The organism is Parvularcula oceani (assembly GCF_000733125.1).
Lineage (GTDB): Bacteria > Pseudomonadota > Alphaproteobacteria > Caulobacterales > Parvularculaceae > Parvularcula > Parvularcula oceani.
Window position 1 is genome coordinate 19,208 of record NZ_JPHU01000017.1, and the last position, 19,238, is coordinate 38,445.

18 protein-coding genes are annotated in these 19,238 nt (G+C 65.4%); 5 read left to right on the forward strand and 13 right to left on the reverse strand.

The window, feature by feature from the left end; translation table 11 throughout:
• Positions 1-126 precede the first annotated feature (126 nt).
• Positions 127-2,772 carry a hypothetical protein gene (locus IE88_RS0114655; RefSeq protein ID WP_031555929.1) on the reverse strand — a complete coding sequence of 882 codons (2,646 nt, stop codon included), beginning with the start codon at positions 2,770-2,772 and terminating at the stop codon, positions 127-129.
• A 135-nt stretch (positions 2,773-2,907) separates the two neighbouring features.
• Here IE88_RS0114655 and IE88_RS0114660 point away from each other — a divergent pair, with 135 nt between their 5' ends.
• From IE88_RS0114660 to IE88_RS18285, 5 genes are all read left to right on the forward strand, one after another.
• The gene (locus IE88_RS0114660; RefSeq protein ID WP_031555931.1) at positions 2,908-3,945 is read left to right on the forward strand and encodes a DUF2235 domain-containing protein; all 1,038 of its coding nucleotides are present in this window, start codon (positions 2,908-2,910) and stop codon (positions 3,943-3,945) included.
• A gap of 285 nt (positions 3,946-4,230) precedes the next feature.
• The gene (locus IE88_RS0114665; protein WP_156032636.1) at positions 4,231-4,998 is read left to right on the forward strand and encodes an endonuclease/exonuclease/phosphatase family protein; all 768 of its coding nucleotides are present in this window, start codon (positions 4,231-4,233) and stop codon (positions 4,996-4,998) included.
• 4 nt (positions 4,999-5,002) lie between these two features.
• Positions 5,003-5,578: a DNA cytosine methyltransferase gene (locus IE88_RS16775; RefSeq protein WP_051882327.1), complete on the forward strand. Its 576-nt coding sequence runs from the start codon at positions 5,003-5,005 to the stop codon at positions 5,576-5,578.
• Positions 5,579-6,172: 594 nt separating this feature from the next.
• The gene (locus tag IE88_RS0114680; protein WP_031555933.1) at positions 6,173-6,409 is read left to right on the forward strand and encodes a DUF3892 domain-containing protein; all 237 of its coding nucleotides are present in this window, start codon (positions 6,173-6,175) and stop codon (positions 6,407-6,409) included.
• Between the two features lie 44 nt (positions 6,410-6,453).
• Positions 6,454-6,981 carry a hypothetical protein gene (locus IE88_RS18285; protein WP_156032637.1) on the forward strand — a complete coding sequence of 176 codons (528 nt, stop codon included), beginning with the start codon at positions 6,454-6,456 and terminating at the stop codon, positions 6,979-6,981.
• A 302-nt stretch (positions 6,982-7,283) separates the two neighbouring features.
• Here the strand turns inward: IE88_RS18285 and IE88_RS0114690 are convergent, their stop codons facing one another.
• From IE88_RS0114690 to IE88_RS0114750, 12 genes are all read right to left on the reverse strand, one after another.
• Positions 7,284-9,377 carry a hypothetical protein gene (locus tag IE88_RS0114690; protein WP_156032638.1) on the reverse strand — a complete coding sequence of 698 codons (2,094 nt, stop codon included), beginning with the start codon at positions 9,375-9,377 and terminating at the stop codon, positions 7,284-7,286.
• Between the two features lie 293 nt (positions 9,378-9,670).
• Positions 9,671-10,114 (reverse strand): site-specific integrase, encoded by a 444-nt coding sequence (locus tag IE88_RS0114695; RefSeq protein ID WP_031555938.1) that lies wholly within the window; start codon positions 10,112-10,114, stop codon positions 9,671-9,673.
• Positions 10,111-10,515, reverse strand: a complete 405-nt coding sequence (locus IE88_RS0114700) for a DUF2513 domain-containing protein (protein ID WP_051882328.1) — start codon at positions 10,513-10,515, stop codon at positions 10,111-10,113. The genes IE88_RS0114695 and IE88_RS0114700 overlap by 4 nt, the downstream gene beginning before the upstream one ends.
• Before the next feature lie 313 nt (positions 10,516-10,828).
• The gene (locus tag IE88_RS0114710; RefSeq protein ID WP_031555947.1) at positions 10,829-11,053 is read right to left on the reverse strand and encodes a DUF2274 domain-containing protein; all 225 of its coding nucleotides are present in this window, start codon (positions 11,051-11,053) and stop codon (positions 10,829-10,831) included.
• Entirely contained in the window at positions 11,050-12,090 is a 1,041-nt protein-coding gene (locus IE88_RS16780) for a TraB/TrbI/VirB10 family type IV secretion system protein (RefSeq protein WP_162178362.1), read from the reverse strand. Before IE88_RS16780 ends, IE88_RS0114710 begins: the two co-directional genes overlap by 4 nt.
• Before the next feature lie 128 nt (positions 12,091-12,218).
• A complete protein-coding gene (gene trbG / locus IE88_RS0114720; RefSeq protein WP_238319320.1) occupies positions 12,219-13,160 on the reverse strand; it encodes a P-type conjugative transfer protein TrbG in 942 nt (313 codons plus the stop codon).
• Positions 13,161-13,201: 41 nt separating this feature from the next.
• A complete protein-coding gene (gene trbF, locus IE88_RS0114725; protein WP_031555962.1) occupies positions 13,202-13,900 on the reverse strand; it encodes a conjugal transfer protein TrbF in 699 nt (232 codons plus the stop codon).
• A gap of 3 nt (positions 13,901-13,903) precedes the next feature.
• Positions 13,904-15,259 (reverse strand): P-type conjugative transfer protein TrbL, encoded by a 1,356-nt coding sequence (trbL, locus tag IE88_RS0114730; RefSeq protein WP_031555964.1) that lies wholly within the window; start codon positions 15,257-15,259, stop codon positions 13,904-13,906.
• Positions 15,260-15,384: 125 nt separating this feature from the next.
• Positions 15,385-16,116 (reverse strand): P-type conjugative transfer protein TrbJ, encoded by a 732-nt coding sequence (trbJ, locus tag IE88_RS0114735; RefSeq protein WP_031555966.1) that lies wholly within the window; start codon positions 16,114-16,116, stop codon positions 15,385-15,387.
• Positions 16,113-18,560: a conjugal transfer protein TrbE gene (gene trbE, locus IE88_RS0114740; RefSeq protein WP_031555969.1), complete on the reverse strand. Its 2,448-nt coding sequence runs from the start codon at positions 18,558-18,560 to the stop codon at positions 16,113-16,115. Before trbE ends, trbJ begins: the two co-directional genes overlap by 4 nt.
• Positions 18,554-18,856, reverse strand: coding sequence for a conjugal transfer protein TrbD (locus tag IE88_RS0114745; protein WP_420330141.1), 303 nt, complete (start codon positions 18,854-18,856; stop codon positions 18,554-18,556). The genes trbE and IE88_RS0114745 overlap by 7 nt, the downstream gene beginning before the upstream one ends.
• Positions 18,853-19,179 (reverse strand): TrbC/VirB2 family type IV secretion system protein, encoded by a 327-nt coding sequence (locus IE88_RS0114750; protein WP_031555974.1) that lies wholly within the window; start codon positions 19,177-19,179, stop codon positions 18,853-18,855. The genes IE88_RS0114745 and IE88_RS0114750 overlap by 4 nt, the downstream gene beginning before the upstream one ends.
• Positions 19,180-19,238: the final 59 nt, after the last annotated feature.

Consider the following 19,238-nt stretch of genomic DNA (forward strand, 5'->3'; position numbering starts at 1 on the left):
AAGCCGGAGTTCGCTGCAATCTGCCGCGGACAGATGTACGCTCTGGCCCGCTATCAGGCGGGAGCCGTGAATGACCTGCAACCAGCCTCCAGCCTGGGAGGCGTGAGGGTAGCAGGCTTTGCCCGCTCAGGCAGCGAAATGGCTGGGGCCATTCTCCGTGGTGATCGTAATCAACGAGAGGGGCCTCTCGCCACTTGTCCGTTCGGTAAGCCGTGTGAGAGCATCGAGAAGAATGATCGTCGTCCGGCTCGGGCGGTCGATTGTGAGAAACGGAACCATCGGCTGGATCCACCTTTCATTGAGCGCAGTGAAGGCATCGCCAGCCTCCCGCACGGCCTCCGCCCCAAGGTCGCCTCGCTCGAGAAGTCTACCGGCAGCAGAGAATGCTCGCAGCATGTCGGTTACGGCCTTGCGAGCGTTCTCGATATCTCGTAACACATCTCGTCGAGCGGCACGCTCGGAGGGAGAGGCACTCCTCCTGAACCGGCGTAGCGCTTCCTGTGGGGGGTCGAGCAGCAGGTCGGCACCAGGCGCGGTGTCGGGCCCGTCACGCATTGCCCCGAGAAGCGCGCCGAGGTTTGCAACCAGTAGCTCGTCATGGCGCAGAAGGGCGTTGGCGACGACACGGCGAAAGTCCTGAGGTGAGCGCGCTGCGTAAAGGCAGAGGCCCTCAGAGGCGCGTTCGCCGAAATCGAGTTCCAGTGCGATGTCGCCAGCCAGGCGCATGCGCGGTGTCAGGGTGGACCGCTGTCGCGCAAGGCTGGCGAGCGCATCGGCGACCTGCTCCTCTCCCGCAGCGCCGATGCCGACCAGAGGTCGCAGAAAGTCCGAAAGATCCTCTTCGGTCAGGTTGCGCTCACCGAGGTGCGAGAGGCGGACACGGAGGCCGTCGGCACTGGCAACCGCCGCCTCTATGCCTGCCAATGCACCGGCGAAGCTCGCCACATTGCTCAGCTCGATCTTTCGGGTCTTCCTGCCGGACCGGGCCCGCCGCTCGATCTCGGCCCGCCCGAGAATCGTGATGCCATCGAGCGTCCGCTCGGCCTGGACGTCGACGAGCTGCTCGCCTCCGCCGCTGATGCCGATCGTGGCGAGCGAGAGAGACCAGGAGCTGGTCTCCGCCCGTTGCGTCCGCTGTCTCAGGACCGACCGGGTGAGGTGATCGGCCATGCCTGCTTTGCCTGAGACCGCTGCGGCCGGATCTGACACGAGGTTCTGGAACGCTGTCCGCGAGGCGGCATCGCGCTCGAAGCGATAGGTGGCCAAAGCCACCTCCTCGTGCTGCCGTCGGCGTTCTCTCGCAAGGCTGACGGTGAGAGCGATCGTGACATCCTCACTGGCAGCGTCGAGGATGCGGCTAAGCGTTGCCCTCGCTGCGCGCAGATAGCGGTGTAAAGCCGTTCCTGCGCCTGTATTGCTCTCGTCCGGACCAATTGCAGAGCGGGCCTCGACCGAGAGGTCACCGACAGCCTGGTTCAAGCGCTCTTCAAGTGTATCGAGTGCATCGGTGACGACCTCGCCCACAGAGTCGAAGACGGGCCCGACGATTTCGTCTGCTATCGCCTCGGTGAGGCGGCCCCTCAACGCTGGCACTGCCGCGAGATCATAGACGTCGACAGCATCATCAAGTAGCCTGGTCAGTCCCTTTGCCAGCGTGGCGACGACGGCCTCGCCCGGCACGCCGAGCCGGGCCGCGAGGAGGTCACGAAGATCGGATCCCCCGAGGCGTTCCTCGAGTAGCCGTTCAATGTGTTTTCGTAGCAGGGTACCGGGCTTCAGGAAGCGCTCGACCTCGACGAGCGCTGTGGCACTGCGGTCGAAGATGCTGAGCAGTTCGTGCAACTTGTTTGTCTCGAAGGAGGAGAGGCCAAGCGTGGTCTTCACACCAATCCCGCCACTCCTCCCAAAGAGAGCTTCTGAGCGAAGATCAGCCTGCAGACCGCCGCTTTCGCTCAAGGTGATCTCGAGCCGCAGCATGCGGTCGGAGTCGAATGCCGCTTGACCAGACAGGCTGATCGTCCCTGCCTTGAGGCGCACCGGCACGGTGATGGAACCGGAAGCGGCAAAACGCCGCTCGCGCCTGAGCGTCAACCCGCCGATCCTGACACCGCCGAGGTCGGTGGAGAGCTGGCGTTGGACCGCGTCGAGATCGTCTGGTCGCGCATCGAGTGCGGACAAAACCCGTACGGCGACGCCCGCAGCGCTCAGAGCCGGTTCGGACACGGCAATGGACCATTCCGCGGTCTCGGTGGTTCGCCCCTCGATCGTGGCTCCGAGTGCGGAGCGATCGGGGCCTAAGAGCTGGCGTGGCTGCGCCGAGATGCCGGCCCCGAAGCCCCCGAACATCACCAAGCGAGCGCTCGCGCCTTCTGCGGCGTCGGCGTGATCCTCGTCACCAGCAGGGTCGATGATGAGGAAGACGCCGCCCGATGGCCTGAGCGTCAGGTTGAGCCCTAAGGGCAGGGGAGTGGTGCCGGAACCGCTACCCGTCCTGCCGGCAGTCGGCTCCCCCCGGGGCCACCCCAAGGTTCTCTGAGGGGCTTCCAGCCGCTCAATGTCCTGGTGGGGCTTCAGCCATGCTCCGAGCCGCTCGTCGTCGACTGACGCAAGAAGCTCTGCAAGCGCCGCGCCTGGATGTTCTCCGCCGACCGCCCCCAGCGTGGTCCGCAGGTCGCCCTCAGCCCGCTTCTGCGCAAGTTCGTCAATGAAAGGCACGACCGCGGCGAGTTCAGCCCCCGCGAGCAACCGAGCGCCTTGAGCGACAATCCACATTTCCTCCCCCCTTGAGCAGCATCCCCGATCCGCGGACGCACACCATCGTTCAGCCATATGCTGCGCACTGCAAGCAGTAGTTGCATCGCGGACGCAGAGGTTCTTTCCTTCCGCGCAGCCGACAGGAGGGGTGACATGAAACGTTTAGTCGTCTGCTGTGACGGAACGTGGCAAAGTCTAGACAATGACTGGCCGACGAACGTGCAGCGCATCGCGCAGTTCGTTCTTCCGTCTGCGGAGGACGGAACGACGCAGGTCGTCTACTACGACGCTGGCGTCGGCGTCCGCAATCCCGTCGACAAGATCACCGAGGGCGCGTTCGGTCATGGCCTGGACTCCGAAGTCCGAGAAGCCTACCGGTTCCTCAGCCTCAATTTCGAGCCGGGCGACCAGATCTTCCTGTTCGGCTTCAGTCGCGGCGCCTACACCGTCCGCAGCTTGGCTGGGCTCATCTACTGCTGCGGCATCGTCAAGCGCAACAAGGTGCGGGCGATCCCTCGCGCGATGGAACTCTACCGCGACCGCGAAGTGCATCCGACTGATGACGAGTGCGAAAACTTTCGTCAAACCAACGCGATTCTCGAGGACGATGCGCCGCCAAAGATCACCTTTTTGGGATGCTGGGACACTGTCGGCGCGCTCGGCGTGCCTGACGCAGTGCCCTTCCTTCCGATCGACGACTGGTTCGGACAGAAATACGAGTTCCACGACCTCAAGCTCGGCTCGCACGTGCTGCACGCTCGACATGCGGTCGCCGTCGACGAGCGGCGGAAAGTCTTCGATGTCACGCGAATGCATCCGCCGTCCAAGCCGCGCGAGGGGTACAGCTTGAAGGAGCTGTGGTTTCCGGGCGATCACGGCTGCGTCGGAGGCGGGGAGAGAAGCTCGCGGCAGTTGTCGGACGGTCCGCTGTTGTGGATGATCGCGGAGGCCCGGCAGTTTGGCCTGGAGTTCGATGGCGATGAGATCGACGATTTCACCCATCCCGACCCTCTCGCAGACTTCACCTCCCGCCTCACCTGGCGTCACCACATGACCGGCCAGGACCACTGGCGGGACGGTCCCGTTTCGGCCGAGGCGGTTTCCGAAGAGGCACGCACCCGCTGGGACCGCCATCCTGGGGGGTATCGGCCTCGGACGCTTGAGCGAGCGCTCGACTTGGCTGGGAGATGAGAGAGGTCACCTCTCCAGGGGGCGCACAGCTCAGAGAAGTGGTCATATGCACTGGCTGGTGGCAGAGAGCCGGAAGAACCGAGAGTGTTCCGTCGCTTCATCTCGTCTTTAGTCTCTGTTAACCTCAATTATGGGACGCCAGGTTTGGGAGCAGGCTTCTACCGATGCGCAGGCGGCGGTGGGGTCTGAATCCCCATAACCTGCGGATCCTCGACAAGCCCGATCTCTAAGAACACTCCGTTCCCTTTTCCGGTGCGGTAAGCCAGACCGGCTACCAACCGCGTCATGAGACTCGTCGTTTGGAACTGCGCCATGGCGCTCGACAGGAAGTGGCACGCGCTGACGGCGCTCCGTCCTGACATCGCCATTCTTCCCGAGGCCGCTGCCCCGAAAGTGCTCGAGAGGAAGGGCGTCGAGCTGAGCGACGTCTCGACCTGCTGGGTGACGAAAGAGGGCGGCAGCCGGAACAAGGGCCTGCTCGTCGCTGGCTTCGGCGATTACAGCGTCCAGCGCATCGAGGAGGAGGAGCGGCTCTACGACATCTTCCTTCCCGTGCAGGTGGCGGGACCGGTGACCTTCGAAATGATCGCTGCCTGGTCCTTCAACCATCGCAGCGTCGGCACGGATGCGCCGCTTCACGCTGCCCTCGACCGGTACGCGCCGATGCTCGAACGCGGGGCGCTGCTCGCCGGCGACCTCAACAACAATGTCTTATGGGATCGGGGTCATCCGACACGTGACTTCCGCGGTCATGTCGAGCGTCTAGCGGCACTCGGTCACCGCTCGGTCTATCACGATGCGACCGGAGAAGCTTTCGGCGAAGAGCAGGCGCCGACGATCTACTGGCGCGACCGAACCGAGAACGGCCCGCGCTATCACATCGACTTTCTCTTCGAGCCTGAGAGCTGGCGGGCTGCTCGCGAGCGCTTCGAGGTCGGCGGCTTTGCAAACTGGGTCGGGAACAAGCTCAGCGACCATTGCCCGCTGATCTGCGAGTGGGATGAGGCGCTGCTGCCGCAGTCCCTCGCTGAACCGATTGCGTCGACTGCGTAGGAGAATGTTCGCCGCCCGCGCCGTCGACTACGGCGTGCCCCAGCTGCGCGAGCGCGTGTTCCTCATCGGCAGCCGGGGCGGCGTACCCTTCCGCTTCCCCGAGTTGACGCACGCGGACCCTGCGAAGCTCGACATGCTCGATGACCGCGAGCCGTGGCGGACGGCGTGGGATGCTCTCGGCGACCTTCCCGACCGGCCGAACGAGCCGGGGCTCGAGATGGGCGGCGCTGCTGCCTTCGATTCCCGGGGGCGAGAACTACCTCTGGTACACACCACGTGGTGGGACCTGAGCCTCTTCGGCTGGCGAGCTCGCTACTGGTCCTTCCTCCTTAAGCTCTCTAAGCGCATGCCGTCCTGGACGATCCAGGCGCAGCCGGGCTCGGCCATCGGACCGTTCCACTGGACGAGCCGCAAGCTGTCGAGCCGCGAGCTGTGCCGCATTCAGACCTTCCCCAACGACATCGCCTTCGACTGCGGACGGACCGAGGTGCAGCGCATGCTCGGCAACGCCGTACCCTCACTCCTGGCAGACGTACTCGCTCGCGAGATCCGCGTGCAGCTGCTCGCCGAGGGGGCGTGAGGGAACGCCAGGTGTCCTGCTCCGCGCCCTCGGCCTACTCCCACGCCTCGTTGAAGGCCTCGAGCCACGCGGCGTACGCCGCGCCGGTTGGGTCACCTGCGACCAGGATCGTCACGCCCGCTCGCATCGCAACCAGAAGCTCGTCCGTAGACATGCTGCAAACCGGGGAGATGGTGGCGATGAAAGTCGGAAGCGGTAGCTGAGCCGGTGCGTCGCGCGGCGGGCGTTCATCTTGTGCTTCGGGGCCGCCCTGCGGATGCGGCGCATGAGGGCACTGCGTTCGGCAGGGCTGAGACGATCACTTACGTCCGTAGCGAGCGCTCTTCCGCCGGCACGCGCAACGGTCATCAATCTACCCGCGCCACGTGTGATCCTTCTAGGTGTTGTGGATAAGTCTTCCTGGCGACGCTAGGCCTAGCGTCGCCAGACTACGCAGGTCCCGCTTGACTATGCTATAATGGGACACGGCCCGGGGTGGTCCTGGGCCGAAGTTCAGTCCGCCGGTAGTCGGCTGTGCGCATCCAACGCGAGGGCGTCTTCGCCCAAGTGGTGCGGCGCGACAACCGGCGGACGCATTGCGAAAGGAGCTTCGCTGTGTCGAAGCAACGTAAGGTCGTCGGCGCCCGAGCCGATAGCGAGGGTGACATCACGCACGTCCGACTTGAAGGCAATCAGCGGTTCACCTCAATAAAGAAGGCGATGGAGTTGGCTGATAGGGGAGAGCTGTCGAACGCTCACTCCGTGAGGCGCGGCAACGCTAAGCCGCACCTTCGGACGAACCCGGACAGCCGGACGAGGAACAACCTCGACCACATGGCCGGCGACACTTGACAAGGGGAGGGGGCGAAGGTGCTGCTCTCGCCCCCTGAATCGTTATGGACCGAGAAGAGTGGTATCGAACCCGTCATGACCGAGAGCTTGATCGACGGGCAGCTCTCATACGCGGTGCCAGTGTACCAGCTGGCATTGCAGGGGGTTTCGGTGCGGCCGCGTACAACGCTCTGGTCGGGATCAGCTGGCCTCTAAACTTCTTTGACTGGGCGAAGGTCTATCCGATCGTCGTTGCCGCCAGCTATTTAGGGCGAGGATATTTCAGACTTGCGCGGGTCTTTACAGTTTGGGGGTTACACTACCCAGCGGTTCCAAAGCTATTCAAAGACTACTACGATAAGCGACTTGCATATCATAAGGGAAAAGATGATGCCGATCCTTCGGCTAAGGCTACAGAAGATTGGAATCATATACTTGTAGACGATCTAATCGAATGTGCATCCGATAACTTCCGGGAGAACGGTGAACTCTCTGAGGAGCTAAACCGAGCCAAGGTTGATGTCGTCGCAACTGGATGGTGGCTTTCAGCCGTGTACGGTATTATTGTGATCGAAAAGATCTTCACCGGATAGCACCCGTAGGGGGGTTCAGGATGAGTAAGGATGAGAACAAGCAGCCCAAACCGGAGGAGCGTGAACGCGACCGCGAGACAGATCGTCCCCGTCGAGAGTATGTCAAAGAGGATGTGAACAAGCCCACTAGGAAAGGCGGCCAATGAGCAAAGATACCGAAAACACGCCCGAAAAGACCAGCGAGCAAAACTCCCCGCCAACGGATGATCGCCCGCCTCGCACTTTCCAGCGTGATGATCGCCTCCCGAGTAAGAAGTAGCTTGTTGCAGCTTGAACGGGCGGTGGCTCATACCACCGCCCGTTCAAGCAGGCGAGATGACGTCGGCGGCTTTCATTAAGAGGGCTCTTAACGCATCGCGGTCCACCTCCCTCGCTTCACGTCCAATCGACGAACTCCAGTGCTGTTGACCGGGGTTAACTGCCTCTTCCCTCAACTCCCGAGCAGTTCGGTCCCGAACGTCCGGTTCGAGATTCGATACCTCCGCGAGAGCGGCGCGGAGACAAGCTAGCATCTCTTCGGGTTCCGCATCATCGTCAGCAACTACAAGGACCGCGAGCGCGCACGTTCCCCTCGGCAGAATCGCCCACCCCTGACCGTTCGCGCCGCCTTCGACGGTCCACTTCAGAAGAATCTCGCGCGCAGCGGATGCGACATCGGCAGCTCCGCGCCGCTGCGCTTCGAGCGTCGCCTCGAAGAGCGTTTTGGTCATCTGGAAGGCCTCGACGCGGTGGACCGTACCCTCACTACGCGGAACCCAGGAGAGAACAGAAATCAGCCAGCGAGCGTTCCGTCTCAGTTCGGCCCGAACGTGATCACTACAGGCAGACGCATTGGACAGCGCGACGAGCACTCCCGTCATGCTTTTGATGCCACTCACGAGGTGGAAGGCCAGTCCGGACTCACGCTCAAGCGCTAGCAGAAGGAGTTCCTTGTAGGTCCGATACATGCCGTCCGACCACTGCGCGAAGTTGCGAAGGATCTTGCGAGCCTGCTCATCGTCCGCCCGGGCGGCGATCGCGGCGTTCGCTAGCTCCACGACTTGAGCATGCAGCGCTGTCGGTGAGGTCATGGAGTAGTAGGGAGCGAGATAGTCATCGTGCTCCCGTGCGGGAGGGGCCTCAGGGACAAGCTTCATCATCGTCGTTGCGACGAACGCCACGTTGTCTCTAAGGCGCTGACCCGCGTGCTTCACATCGTGGTGCGGCGTACGGAGGAGCTGCATCGTGAGGCGGGCGAGCTGCTCCATGCCTTCAAGGGTGGCGGGGCGGTGGTCGGGCTTCACGACGGCAGCTGCTGAGATGCTAGTGATCTTGCTGGCGAGTGTGGTGATTGCGTTCGGTCCCTCCACGACTAGAAGAGCGCCGGCCGATCGGCCCATCAGGCGCAGGCCCTCCATCAGGACATCAGGCATCGCCTTCAGTAGGACACGCTCGACCTCTCCGGTCAGGTACGCCGCCGCGAGATGGGCATGCGTCCGGGTAGCCATCTCGTCGCCGTAGTCGATCTCCAGGTAGGTATGAACGAGGCCGTGGAGGGCGCCGAGGATCTGACGAACAAGCTCTTCATCCCCTGCGTCCAAGGCCGCTCGTGCATCCTGCCGCAGCTGCTCGAGCGACAGGTTCACAAAACCTTCCGTCGCAAGCGGGGTGGGTAGGAACGGGTTCTGAGGGAAGAACGTCCGACCGCGTGCCCGCACGTAGGCGAAGTTGATCTCGATGATGAGCCGCAGCGCCTCGCGGGACACTTCGTGATCGCCTTGGCCGGCATACCGACGGGCCAGAACGGCCGCGTAGGACACTCCTCGCTCAGCTGTTCCCGACCATTCGGGGTTCAGTTTGAAGAAGGCGAGGCGGGCTGGGTCTGTCCCTTGCCTGCGCAGCTTCGGAAGCTCCTGATCGTTCGCTTCCATCACGAGCGCAGCACGTGAGGCTCTGCGTCCCCACCGGCGCGCCTCCCGCGCAACGTCCCGACGAATGAACGCGAGCTGCTGGTGGGGACTGATCAGGGCTAAAGCGCGCCGGTAGGTGTAGAGGAATAGGAAAAGAACCACGGTCGCTGCAGTCAGAGCGACCGCGAGTACAATCGGCGCCGCAGCCGGAGAGACCAGAAGTGAGGAAGTCGCGACGGCTAGGGACAGCACGAAGGTGGCGGCGAAAGCCCATAGGAGGCGAGCGTCTGCCCCGAACCGCCGGAACAGGCCGAACGGCATCCGCTCCACGTTCACCTGCATCGCGAATAGGACGAGCGACGACACGATGGCCGAAGCTCCTAGAAGCGCCGCGCCCGAAGAGACGAGTAGGGCCCGGACAGCCTGCACATCGACTTCGCCGAACACATAGACCGCATCGATGATCGTTGAGGTCCACAGGACGATCAGGGGAACGCCAATAATCATGAGGAGCAGCCTCGTGATCCAAAGCAAACGCCGACGACCGGTTGCCGCTCGTCGAAAGGCGTAAGCAGCTCGAAGGCCCGCAAGTTCAGCTCGGGCGGAGGTTCGGGAAGCAGCGGTAACAAGCGCCGCGATGGGAACCCGTGCTTGGCTTACGATGAGGCGACGCATAGCAGACCCGCGACGCGCGGCGGGCCAAACTCGGGCGACCCGCTTCCGAATGCTTGATCTTAGTACGAGGACGGACCGAAGGAGTCGACGCACCTAAACCATCACCCGCTCGACCTCGTGGAGCGTCACCTCGTCCGCCCGCCGATCGTAGAGCTGGGTCGTCCGCGTCGAGGCGTGCGCGGCCCCCTTCCGCTCGCGGCGGGGTTCGTAGGCAGGACGTGCGCGAGGACGAGCCGGTCCAGAAGGTGCCGCACGGCCGCCTGCTCCTGCTTTACGGTCGGCACCGCGTAGCGCTCGGCGAGCGCCTCGACATGCGCGGCCACGTGCATCGAGCGGACGTCGCGGAAGTCCGTTACGCCGCGCGCCTCCAGGAACGCGAACAGACGCGCCCCTGCCCGGGCGTAGGCCCGCCGGGTATTTGGGTTACGGATCGTCGCCGTCACGAACTCGGCATACGCGCAGGCTGCGTCCTCGTCGGCGTCCGCCACTAGACGTGGGACGAGAGGTGGGGGGTCGGACGCGACCGGGGCGGGCAGGGGGACGTCGAAAGGGAGGAGGGCGGTCGTCATGCACCGCCCCTCAGGGCCGCGATGCTCGCCGTGACGGCTGCCGTCGAGACGGCCGTGGCCGCCGCCTTCCACGTCTCCAGCGCGGCCGTGCCGCCGACCTTGCCGACCGCTTCCTTCGTGCTCGACCACACGCCTTCGTCGTGGATCGTGTCGAGGAAGTCGTGGCCTTTCCAGGTCAGCTCGACAGGATCAGAGACCCGCCGCGCCAACCCCCTCACGGGAAGTTCGCTTTGCCGCGGCCGTTCTATCTGAGGAAGGAACCCAGCTTGCCGAAGCAGCGTCAGATGGTGGTCAATCTCGTCTCGTGCATACCCGTCGATGTTAGGCATCCCGCGCGCGATCGGGCCTTGCGCCTCGATCGCAAGGAGTAGCTGCCGTACGAGGTCCATGTTGCGTTTCATGGCTTGCCCCCGAGCGAGCGAAGCAGGTCCTCGCCGCTCGGCGTTAGCTCGTCAGCAATGTGCACTTTCGTCCCTTGGAAGTACGTTGATGGACCAGATACGTGCCCCTCGGCGATCAGCCTCCCGACCTCCTCGTTCACTGCCGCCCCGCCGTCGTCCGGCCCGATGCCAATCAGGTCCGGCCGGCTTTTGCTGCGGCGAGCCTGAGCGACCTTCTGAAGAACGGGGAGGGTGAGGGGGCGAGTGCTTGTCATGCGTCTAATTCGAGCACGTCCTGACCCGCCGATAAAGGACGTTATCGGCGGGTTGTCGCTCAGCTAGCTTGGCGTTTTGCCGCCTTGAAACCCGGATCGCTCGCGAGAAACGCTCGTATCATGTGCGGGGCGAGCTGTGACGGCGTTTGCGTCTCGCCGTACTCTCGCTCGTAAGCTTCGGCGTAGAGCTTCAGCTCTTCGGCGAGGTCCGGTCCGATCGTGAAGGTCAGGCGGACGGGCTTGCGGGCGACTTCGCGGCCGAGGCGGAGGGTCTTCTTCGTCATCGTTGGGTTCCTTCGTAGGGGGGCAGAGGGAGGGCGCGCTCGACGACGAGCGCGAACTCGAAGCCGGCGCGGATGCGCAGCGTGGGTTGGGCCGTGGCGCCTTGCTGAACGAGGGTTTGGCCAGCGGCGTTGGTCGTGCCTTGCAAGGCCTCCCGGACGGCTTCGGCGGTTCCGCCGTCGCCGCTCACCGCCAACTCGCTACCGACACCGAGCAGAGAAGAGAGCAGGCCGGCGCGGACGAGGCGTCCGGTGTGGCGATCGACTTCGTCTTCGAGCCCGGCGGCGCCGGTCGGATCGAGGGCAGGCAGATCGGACAGAAGCACCTCTTCGCCGTTCGGGAAGACGAGGCGGTTCCATCGGACGTCGGCGCGGGATTGGAACGCGCCGACCTCACTTCCGTAGCGACCGATCAGACGAGCGCCGCGCGGGATAAGAACGGCCGCGCCGGTCTGGCTGTCCACGACATCCTCGGTCACCTGCGCGACAGCGGTGCCGGGGAGGTCGGAGTTCACGGCCGTCAGCAGGCTCGCGCGGACGACCGTCCCCGGGGCGAGGTAGGTGCCCGTCGGGGTTGTGACATCGTCAGGCATGGCGGCAGCAGAACTGTCGCCGGCAACGAGGCCGGTAAGCCTCTCGACCTCCGTTGTCCCGCCGCGGCTGCGCAGAGTGAAGAAGACGTCGGCCTCGCGAGCCGCCGTGGTGATCCGGGCCTGCCGAATGCGCTCGACGCGCGCTGCTTCGCTTTCCGCATCGGGTAGGAACGGCATGTCGGTTTCGTCATAGGTCGGCAGCTCCGCAGCGGCGTCGATGCCGAGCGAGCGCTCGGTCTCGATCAGCCCGCCGCCGAGATCGCCCGGGAGGGGCGGACCGAGTTGCGGCACGCGGGCAGGCATCGGACCGGACGGTAGTGGCGCTGCCGCTTCTTCGTAGCTTCGCGGTAGGCGATCGATGGCATCGGTCGTCGGCTTCGCCGTTGTCGTCGGTAGTAGGGTCGGATCGGCCGTTCGCACGCTCGGCGGCTTCAGCGCGAACAGCATAGCGCCGAAGATCAGGCCGGTCCCCGCAGCGGACCCGCCAAGTATCGCCTTTCGCGACAGCCGCACGACGGGTCGTGGGCGAGCACGTAGCGTCAGGCCCTCGACGGTCTCGACGGTGGCGGCCGCACTCATCGCTGACCTCCGGTCCGCTCGATGCGGACGCGCTGCTGGCGCTTGCCGCCGAGGCGCAGTTCGGCGGCATCGAAGAGGCCGTCGACGACGTAGGACTGACCGCGGACGCGGTAGTTCACGAGCGAGGGTTCGTCCTCGTCCGTCAGGACGAAGAGGGGTGGCCGGACGGCCGCTTCGCCGCCGTCCGGCATCTGGACATAGGTTCGCGTCCCGTCGTCGAAGGCGCGTAGCGGACGCCAGGCGGGACGGTCGCCGCTGATCCGGTAGGCGAAGTTGAGCGAGCCGACGTCGACGCGCTCTGCGACCGTGTTCGCTGCCTCACGTTCTGCCGCGGCAGCCCGCCCGCGAAGGGCGAGCAGATCATCCTGCGGATACCGCCAGGACAGGGCGGCCATGTAGGTGCCGTCGGTCGAACGAAGCTCGAGGTGATAGGCGCGGCGGTCCGTCGTGACGACGAGGTTCGTCGTCAGATCCGGACCGGTCGGTTTGACGAGGATGTGCGTGCGCGCCCCTTCCTCACTCCCGGACGTCGTGTCGCCGAGCACCCAGCGGAGCGTGTCGCCCGCGGACACGTCGACGAGCCGTTCGCCCGGCTGCAGGGCGATGTCCGTGATCTGCTCCGGCGCAGCGTAGACCTGGTAGAGCGCACCGGGGGCGTAGTCGTAGACCTGGATAGCGTTGAGGAAGCGATCACCATCGGGCTCCACGCGCGCTGCGGTCGTTCCGGAAAGAACGGCGGGGGCGCCGGTCTCGGCCTTCGCCGCGGCTACGGCTTTCGGGCGAGGCTTCAGCTGCCCTGGCAGGGGGAGAGGCTTCGGGACCTCGACGATCTCGATCGCTGGCGGCGCCTCCTCCGCTAGCGTGGCCGGGACGAAGGCCGGCGCAGCTTTAGTGGAAGGGCTCGGCGTGGTCGCACAGGCGGCCAGGGCCGTACTCATTAGCAGCGCGGTAGACGTTGCCATATCGTTCTTAGAACGGATCATCGGGTTTCTCCGGTGGTGAAGTCGCGGGACCAGTCGAAGGCGTCGACGAAGATCCCGAGTGGGTTGGCGGCGAGGTCGAGTTCGGTTCGGGGTTCGCGGCGAATGATCGTCAGGACGGCCGAATAGGGTTCTCGACCTGTGAAAGCGCCGTTCTGGTGCGTGGTCTCGGTCCAGCGCAGCTGGAACGATGAGGGCGATGCGCGCACGACGCTGACCACCTCGACCGTGACCGTCTTCTCGCCGACCTTGGCGAAGGGGTCATTGCGCAGTGCGTAGTCGTTGAGCGTTCGCGCGGCCCGGTCGGTGACGTACTCGTAGGCGTCGAGCCAGTTCTGCCGGACGACGATTGGGTCAGTGCTCAGGGAGCGGACCTTCGTCACGAACTGGCTGAGATGGTAAGCGACCTGCGCATCAGTCGGCTCGTAAGTGCGGGCGGCAGCACCGACGGCGCGGACGGCGCCGGAGGCCGCGACCTCGACGACGTAGGGCGCGACGCGGGGCTGGTTCGCCATCACGGCCATGCCCATTACCGCGATCGCGGCGCAGGCGGTGCTGCCGAGGGCGGCGATGCGCCAGTTCTTCGCCTGTACGCGGGCCGAGCCGATGCGCTCGTCCCAGACCTGCGCGGCCTTCTGGTAGGGCGTGACGGGTTCGGGCGTCGCGCCGTAGCGCACGCTGGGTCGTTTCCAGATCATGGATCAGTCCTCCTGCTTCAGGTTGGGGTTCGCTCCGCTGCCGGGACGATCGCCGTCGGCGATGGTGCGGGCGGTCATGGAAGTGGCGTCACGGGCGGCACCTGCGCGCCCTGCCTTGCGCGCCCAATCAGGGGTCACGTCTTGGCTAACCGGGCTCGCTACGGACGACGCGGTGCCGCCGATCGAACCGGTGGATGAACTGCCGCCGGTCGCGGCGAACGCTGAACGCTCGCCGGCAGTGAATGACGATCGAACGCCTTCGGTCGCACGGGTCGCGACGCCAGATGCGCCGCTCGCCACACTGCCACCCGCTGCTCTAGCGACGCCGGTGAGACCGGCAGTGGTCCCTTTCAGCCCGGATGCGCCGGACGCGACTTTGGCCATGCCGAAGGCGGCCGTCGCGCCGCCCATCGCGCCAGCAGCAGCCTTCGCCGCGGCGCCCGCACCGCCAGCGACGACGCCTGCCCCAGCCGTCGCGCCTCGGGCCGTGCCTGCTGCAATGAGCCCGCCGCCAATGCCAACGGCCGCCGCGGTACCGACCGCTGTACCCGCCCCGAGCTGCGGCGCGCCCGAGACGAGGCCGTTTGCGATGCCTGGGCCAAAGATCCCGAGAGCGAAGAGGGAGAGGCTCGCGAGCATCATCCCGAGGCCGTGGTCGAGGGTGATCTCGACACCATCAGGAGGGAGCATTCGCTCGAAGACGTTGGTGCCAATGCCGACGATGATGGCCAAGACCATGACCTTCACGCCGGAGGCGACGACATTGCCGAGCACTCGCTCCGCGAGGAAGGCAGTCTTGTTCCAAAGAGCGAAGGGGATGAGCACGAAGCCGGCGAGCGTCGTCAGCTTGAATTCGATGATGGCGACAAAGACCTGTACGGCGAGGATGAAGAAGGCCGCGACGACGATAAGCCAACTGAGCAGCAACGGGACGATGACGAAGAGGTTGGCAGTGACCTGACGAAACCCTTCGAACTCAGCCACGGCGTCGAGGAACACCTCGGCCGCTGCGGCGCCGGTGTTCGCAACGAAGCCCGGTGACAGTAGCTTCATTGGAGTGATCGTGCCGCCTGAAGCCGTGATGCCGAGCTGCGCGAAACTTCGAAATACGATGTCAGTAAGGGCAGAGAAGTTCCCGATGACGAGCGCGAAGAAACCGACGTAGAGCACCTTCTTCACGAGCGATTGGACGACGTCCGTGCCGGCGCCCCACGCCCAGAAGAGCCCGGCGAGGGTGATGTCGAGCGTGACGAGGAAGGTCGTCAGGTAGGCGACGTCCGGCTGCAGCAGGCCGAAGCCGCTGTCGATATACGTGCTGAAGGTCTTCAGGAACGTGTCGATGACGCTAAGGTCGTCCATGATCTTCGGTCCGTAGGCAGAGGGAGAGCGTGGCGTCGCGAGCGGACGCGAAGTATGCGGGGCGCCGGGGGCGCGGTGTCTGGGAGTGAGAGAGCGGAGCAGCAACCAGCTGCTCCGCAACCGGGTCAGCCCGACGGGGTGTAGCGGTTGCCGTCGCCGCGGAAGCGAGCGAGCCTGGCCTTCGCAGCGGCTGCCTCGGCAAGGTCCGCGGCCTGCGCCGTCGCATCCGCTCGAGCCTGCGCTGCGAGGAGCGCCTGCGTCTGCATCTGCTGCTTGATGGCAAGCGCCTGCATCTGGTTGCCGGCTTGCAGAGCCGACAAGTTGCCGGTCGCGCCCTGGCTCTCGCGGAAGAGGTCTTCGAGCGTGATCTGGTCAGCGCGCAGCGCGTCGATTGTCCGGACCTGCGCGCGAAGGCTGTCCTCGACTGCCGCGTGGTTAAGCCCGAAGCGCGTGGTTGCGTCTGCCGCGAGCGAGGCGGCGGTGACGACATTCGGATCGTAGCTCGCGGAGAACACGGTGCCGTAGGCATCGTCAATGCCGACCGCGTCGTAGGCGATACCCCTCGCCGAGCCGATCAGGGTCTCCAGTTCGTAGAGGTCGCGGCGAAGGTCGGACATGACCGAGGTCGGTAGGGTGCGTAGGTCGTTCGCCATGTTCTGCAGCATGCGCGCCTCGTTCGCGAGCTGGCGCACCTGGTTTTGGATCTGCCGCAGCGTCCGCTCTGCGGTCAGGACGTTCTGCGCGAGGTTGGTCGGGTCGATGACGATGTCGCCGACGCCGAAGAGCGCGTTGGCGGACGGCAGCGAAGCGATGCCGAGGGCGGAGACCGCAAACAGGGCGGCGAGGGTCTTCTTCATGCTGAGGCTCCTTCGGTGGTGGCGGGGAGGCAAAAGTGGTCGGTGAGCAGGTCGGCCGCCCAGAGCAGGCCGCGCCCGGCGAGCCAGTCAGCGGCGAAACCGTCCGCCCCTGCGTGAGCGAGAACACGGTCGATCGCGCGCTGGTCATCCGGGGAGGCTACTGCGCAGAGCGCGAACGCGACCGGACCGAGGGCCAGGTCGAACAGCCGGTTCCCGCGCGGCGACTGGTAGTAGTAGTGCCGCTTGGGCGTCGCGCTGGCGACGATCTGGACCTGACGGTCGTTGAGGCCGAAGGCGCGGTAGGCGCCGAGCGATTGCGCCTCGGTTGCCCGCTCGTTCGGAAGGAAGATGCGCGTCGGACAGCTCTCTGCGATGACAGAAGCGATCGGGCTCGACTCGATGTCGGCGAGCGACTGCGTCGCGAACACGACGGAGACGTTCTTCTTACGGAGCGTCTTCAGCCAGCCTTTGATCCGGTCCGCGAAGAGCGGGTGGTCGAGGAAGGTCCACGCCTCGTCGAGGATCAGCAGCGTCGGCGAGCCGTCGAAGCGCGCCTCGAGCTTATGGAACAGGTAAGCGAGGGCGGGCGGCACGACAGCGGGCGCCTCCATCAGCGCTTCGGTCTCGAAGCACTGAACGCTGGCACCGGCCCCGCCGAAGCGGTCCTCATCCGCATCGAACAGCCATCCATAGGCGCCATCGATGGTGTAGGGGCGCAGCGCGTCCCGAAGGGTGCTCGACTGCAGCGTCAGCACGAGCCCGGTCATGGTGCGCTGTTCGTGCGGCGCACCGGCAAGGCTGCCGAGCGCGGTCCAGACGGCATCGCGAATGTCGGGCGTGACCGGCAAGCCCTGCTCTTCGATCAGGCCGCGCAGCCAGTCCGCTGCGAAGGTTCTGCCCTCGGGCGTGTCGATCGCGCGCAGGGGCTGGAAGCCCTGATCCTCGCCGAGCCGGTAGTGAGCGCCGCCCATAGCGAGCGTTGTCGCACGAGCGCTGTTGCCGCGATCGAAGGCGAAGACCTGCGCACCCTCGTAGCGCATGAACTGCAGCGCGATCAGCGACAGCAGGACGGACTTGCCTGCGCCGGTCGGGCCGACAATCGCGGTGTGGCCGACATCGCCGACGTGAGTGGTCAGGCGGAACGGCGTCTGGCCTTCCGTACTAGCGATCAGCAACGGTGGGCCGCCGAGGTGGTCGTTCCGTTCCGGCCCCGCCCAGATCGAGCCAAAGGGCATAAGGTGCGAGGCATTCAGTGAGCTGACGAGCGGGCGACGGACGTTTGCGTAGGCGTGGCCCGGTAGGCTGCCGAGCCAAGCGTCCACCGCGTTGAGATCCTCATCGATCGTCGCGAAGCCCAAGCCCCCGAGCGCGCGCTCGACCAGCTTCGCCTTCTCGGACAGCCGAGCGGCGTCCTCGTCCGCGATCACGACGCTCGTCGTCAGGTAGCCGTAGCTCGCGTAGTCCGCGCCGAGCTCCTGCAACGCTTCGTCCGCGTCGGCGGCCTTGTTGTCGGCGTCCGTGTCGACGAGAGCGGACCCCTCCTGCGTCATCGCTTCCTTGACGAGCGCGAGGACACCCTTGCGCTTCGCGAACCACTGACGCCGCAGCCGGGTCAGCTCCTTCGTCGCCTCCGCTTTGTCGAGCGGCAAGAAGCGGGTGGTCCAACGATGTTCGAAGGGCAGCGAGGCGAGGGCGTCCAGTAGGCCAGGCTCGGTGTGCGGCGGTAGGCCGAGGATGGTGAGCGTCTTCAAGTGTCGGTCACCGAGTGTCGGCGCGAGCCCGCCCGTCAGCGGCGTGTCGATCAGGAAGGCGTCGAGGTAAGCAGGAACGTTCGGCCGCCGGATGGGGTGACCCTTCGTGCTGACACAGCCGTGCAGGAACGTGAGGGTCTCGTCGTCGTCGAGCGGCGCGAACTCCGGACAGAGGTCGGCGAGTAGGTCGAAGGTCCGGTCCGTCTGCGTGCGGAAGCTCGCGAGGTAGTCCCAGTAGGAGGGTCCAGCGGCCTTCGCCTCGTCGGACCGCTCGATCAGCAAGCCGGACAGCTTCCGGCTCGCCTCCGACGGCGGCAGGTAGGTCAGGGTTAGATAGGTCTCGGTCGCGAAGTGCTCGCCCGCCGCTTCGAACTGGCCGCGCCGCTCTTCGTCGACGAGCCAGGCTACAGGGCAGTCGAAGGTGCTATTGGGGTAGCTCCGAGCTTCCCGGCGCCGGGCCTCGAAGTGGATGGCCCACCCGCTGCCGAAGCGGCGCAATAGGTTGTTGATGCGGGCGGTCGCTTGCACGAGCCCTTCGGGCGTCGTGCTGCCGAGGTCCGGTCCGCGGTAGCGGGCCGTGCGCTGGAAGCTGCCGTCCTTGTTCAGAATCACCCCCGGCGCGACGAGGCAGGCCCAGGGCAGGTAGTCCGCGAGGATTGCAGGCCGCGCTCGGTACTCGGCGATGTTCAGCATGACAGGTATGCCTTGTGCTTCAAGTGACGGGTGGCGACGGGGACGAAGTCCGGGTCGCGCTTGGTGGCTCTGACGGCGGCGCCGTGGCCGAGCGCCCAGATCAGGAGGCCTGGCACGAAGAGCTGCAGGCCGATGCCGAGCGCGGCCGCGAGCGTGCCTATCGCAATGGCGAGGCCCCGCGGCGCGCCGCCGAGCAGGATCGGATCGCTGAGCGACCGGTGCACCGGCACGCGGTAGCCGTCCGGCAGGGCGGCGCTGACCGCGCCGCCCCCTTCGTTTGTGCGTCCCCCGCTCAAAGGACGAGCGCTCCGCCGCCGAAGCTGAAGAAGGACAGGAAGAAGCTCGTCGCCGCGAAGGCGATCGACAGGCCGAACACGATCTGGATGAGCTTGCGAAAGCCGCCCGACGTCTCGCCGAAAGCGAGCGTCAGACCGGTCATGGTGATGACGAGCACCGCCATGATCTTCGCGACCGGCCCTTCGATCGAGGCAAGGATAGACGCGAGCGGCGCCTCCCACGGCATACCGGAGCCGGCTGCCTGCGCGCCGCTCACGAGCATGGCGACGCCAACGCCGAACAGGGCACTCGCGATCGCGACGTTGCGGATCGCCAGCTTCATCTCGGGCGGCGTCGAAGCAGTATTCGTTGCCGGTTTGTTCTTTCCCGGAGCGAGGGAGG

Coding starts and splice junctions, on each gene's coding strand:
- IE88_RS0114655 (WP_031555929.1), bottom strand. CDS start 2,772: ATGTGGATTGTCGCTCAAGGCGCTCGGTTGCTCGCGGGGGCTGAACTC.
- IE88_RS0114660 (WP_031555931.1), top strand. CDS start 2,908: ATGAAACGTTTAGTCGTCTGCTGTGACGGAACGTGGCAAAGTCTAGAC.
- IE88_RS0114665 (WP_156032636.1), top strand. CDS start 4,231: ATGAGACTCGTCGTTTGGAACTGCGCCATGGCGCTCGACAGGAAGTGG.
- IE88_RS16775 (WP_051882327.1), top strand. CDS start 5,003: ATGTTCGCCGCCCGCGCCGTCGACTACGGCGTGCCCCAGCTGCGCGAG.
- IE88_RS18285 (WP_156032637.1), top strand. CDS start 6,454: ATGGACCGAGAAGAGTGGTATCGAACCCGTCATGACCGAGAGCTTGAT.
- IE88_RS0114690 (WP_156032638.1), bottom strand. CDS start 9,377: ATGATTATTGGCGTTCCCCTGATCGTCCTGTGGACCTCAACGATCATC.
- IE88_RS0114695 (WP_031555938.1), bottom strand. CDS start 10,114: ATGACGACCGCCCTCCTCCCTTTCGACGTCCCCCTGCCCGCCCCGGTC.
- IE88_RS0114700 (WP_051882328.1), bottom strand. CDS start 10,515: ATGAAACGCAACATGGACCTCGTACGGCAGCTACTCCTTGCGATCGAG.
- IE88_RS0114710 (WP_031555947.1), bottom strand. CDS start 11,053: ATGACGAAGAAGACCCTCCGCCTCGGCCGCGAAGTCGCCCGCAAGCCC.
- IE88_RS16780 (WP_162178362.1), bottom strand. CDS start 12,090: ATGCTGTTCGCGCTGAAGCCGCCGAGCGTGCGAACGGCCGATCCGACC.
- trbG (WP_238319320.1), bottom strand. CDS start 13,160: ATGAGTACGGCCCTGGCCGCCTGTGCGACCACGCCGAGCCCTTCCACT.
- trbF (WP_031555962.1), bottom strand. CDS start 13,900: ATGATCTGGAAACGACCCAGCGTGCGCTACGGCGCGACGCCCGAACCC.
- trbL (WP_031555964.1), bottom strand. CDS start 15,259: ATGGACGACCTTAGCGTCATCGACACGTTCCTGAAGACCTTCAGCACG.
- trbJ (WP_031555966.1), bottom strand. CDS start 16,116: ATGAAGAAGACCCTCGCCGCCCTGTTTGCGGTCTCCGCCCTCGGCATC.
- trbE (WP_031555969.1), bottom strand. CDS start 18,560: ATGCTGAACATCGCCGAGTACCGAGCGCGGCCTGCAATCCTCGCGGAC.
- IE88_RS0114750 (WP_031555974.1), bottom strand. CDS start 19,179: ATGAAGCTGGCGATCCGCAACGTCGCGATCGCGAGTGCCCTGTTCGGC.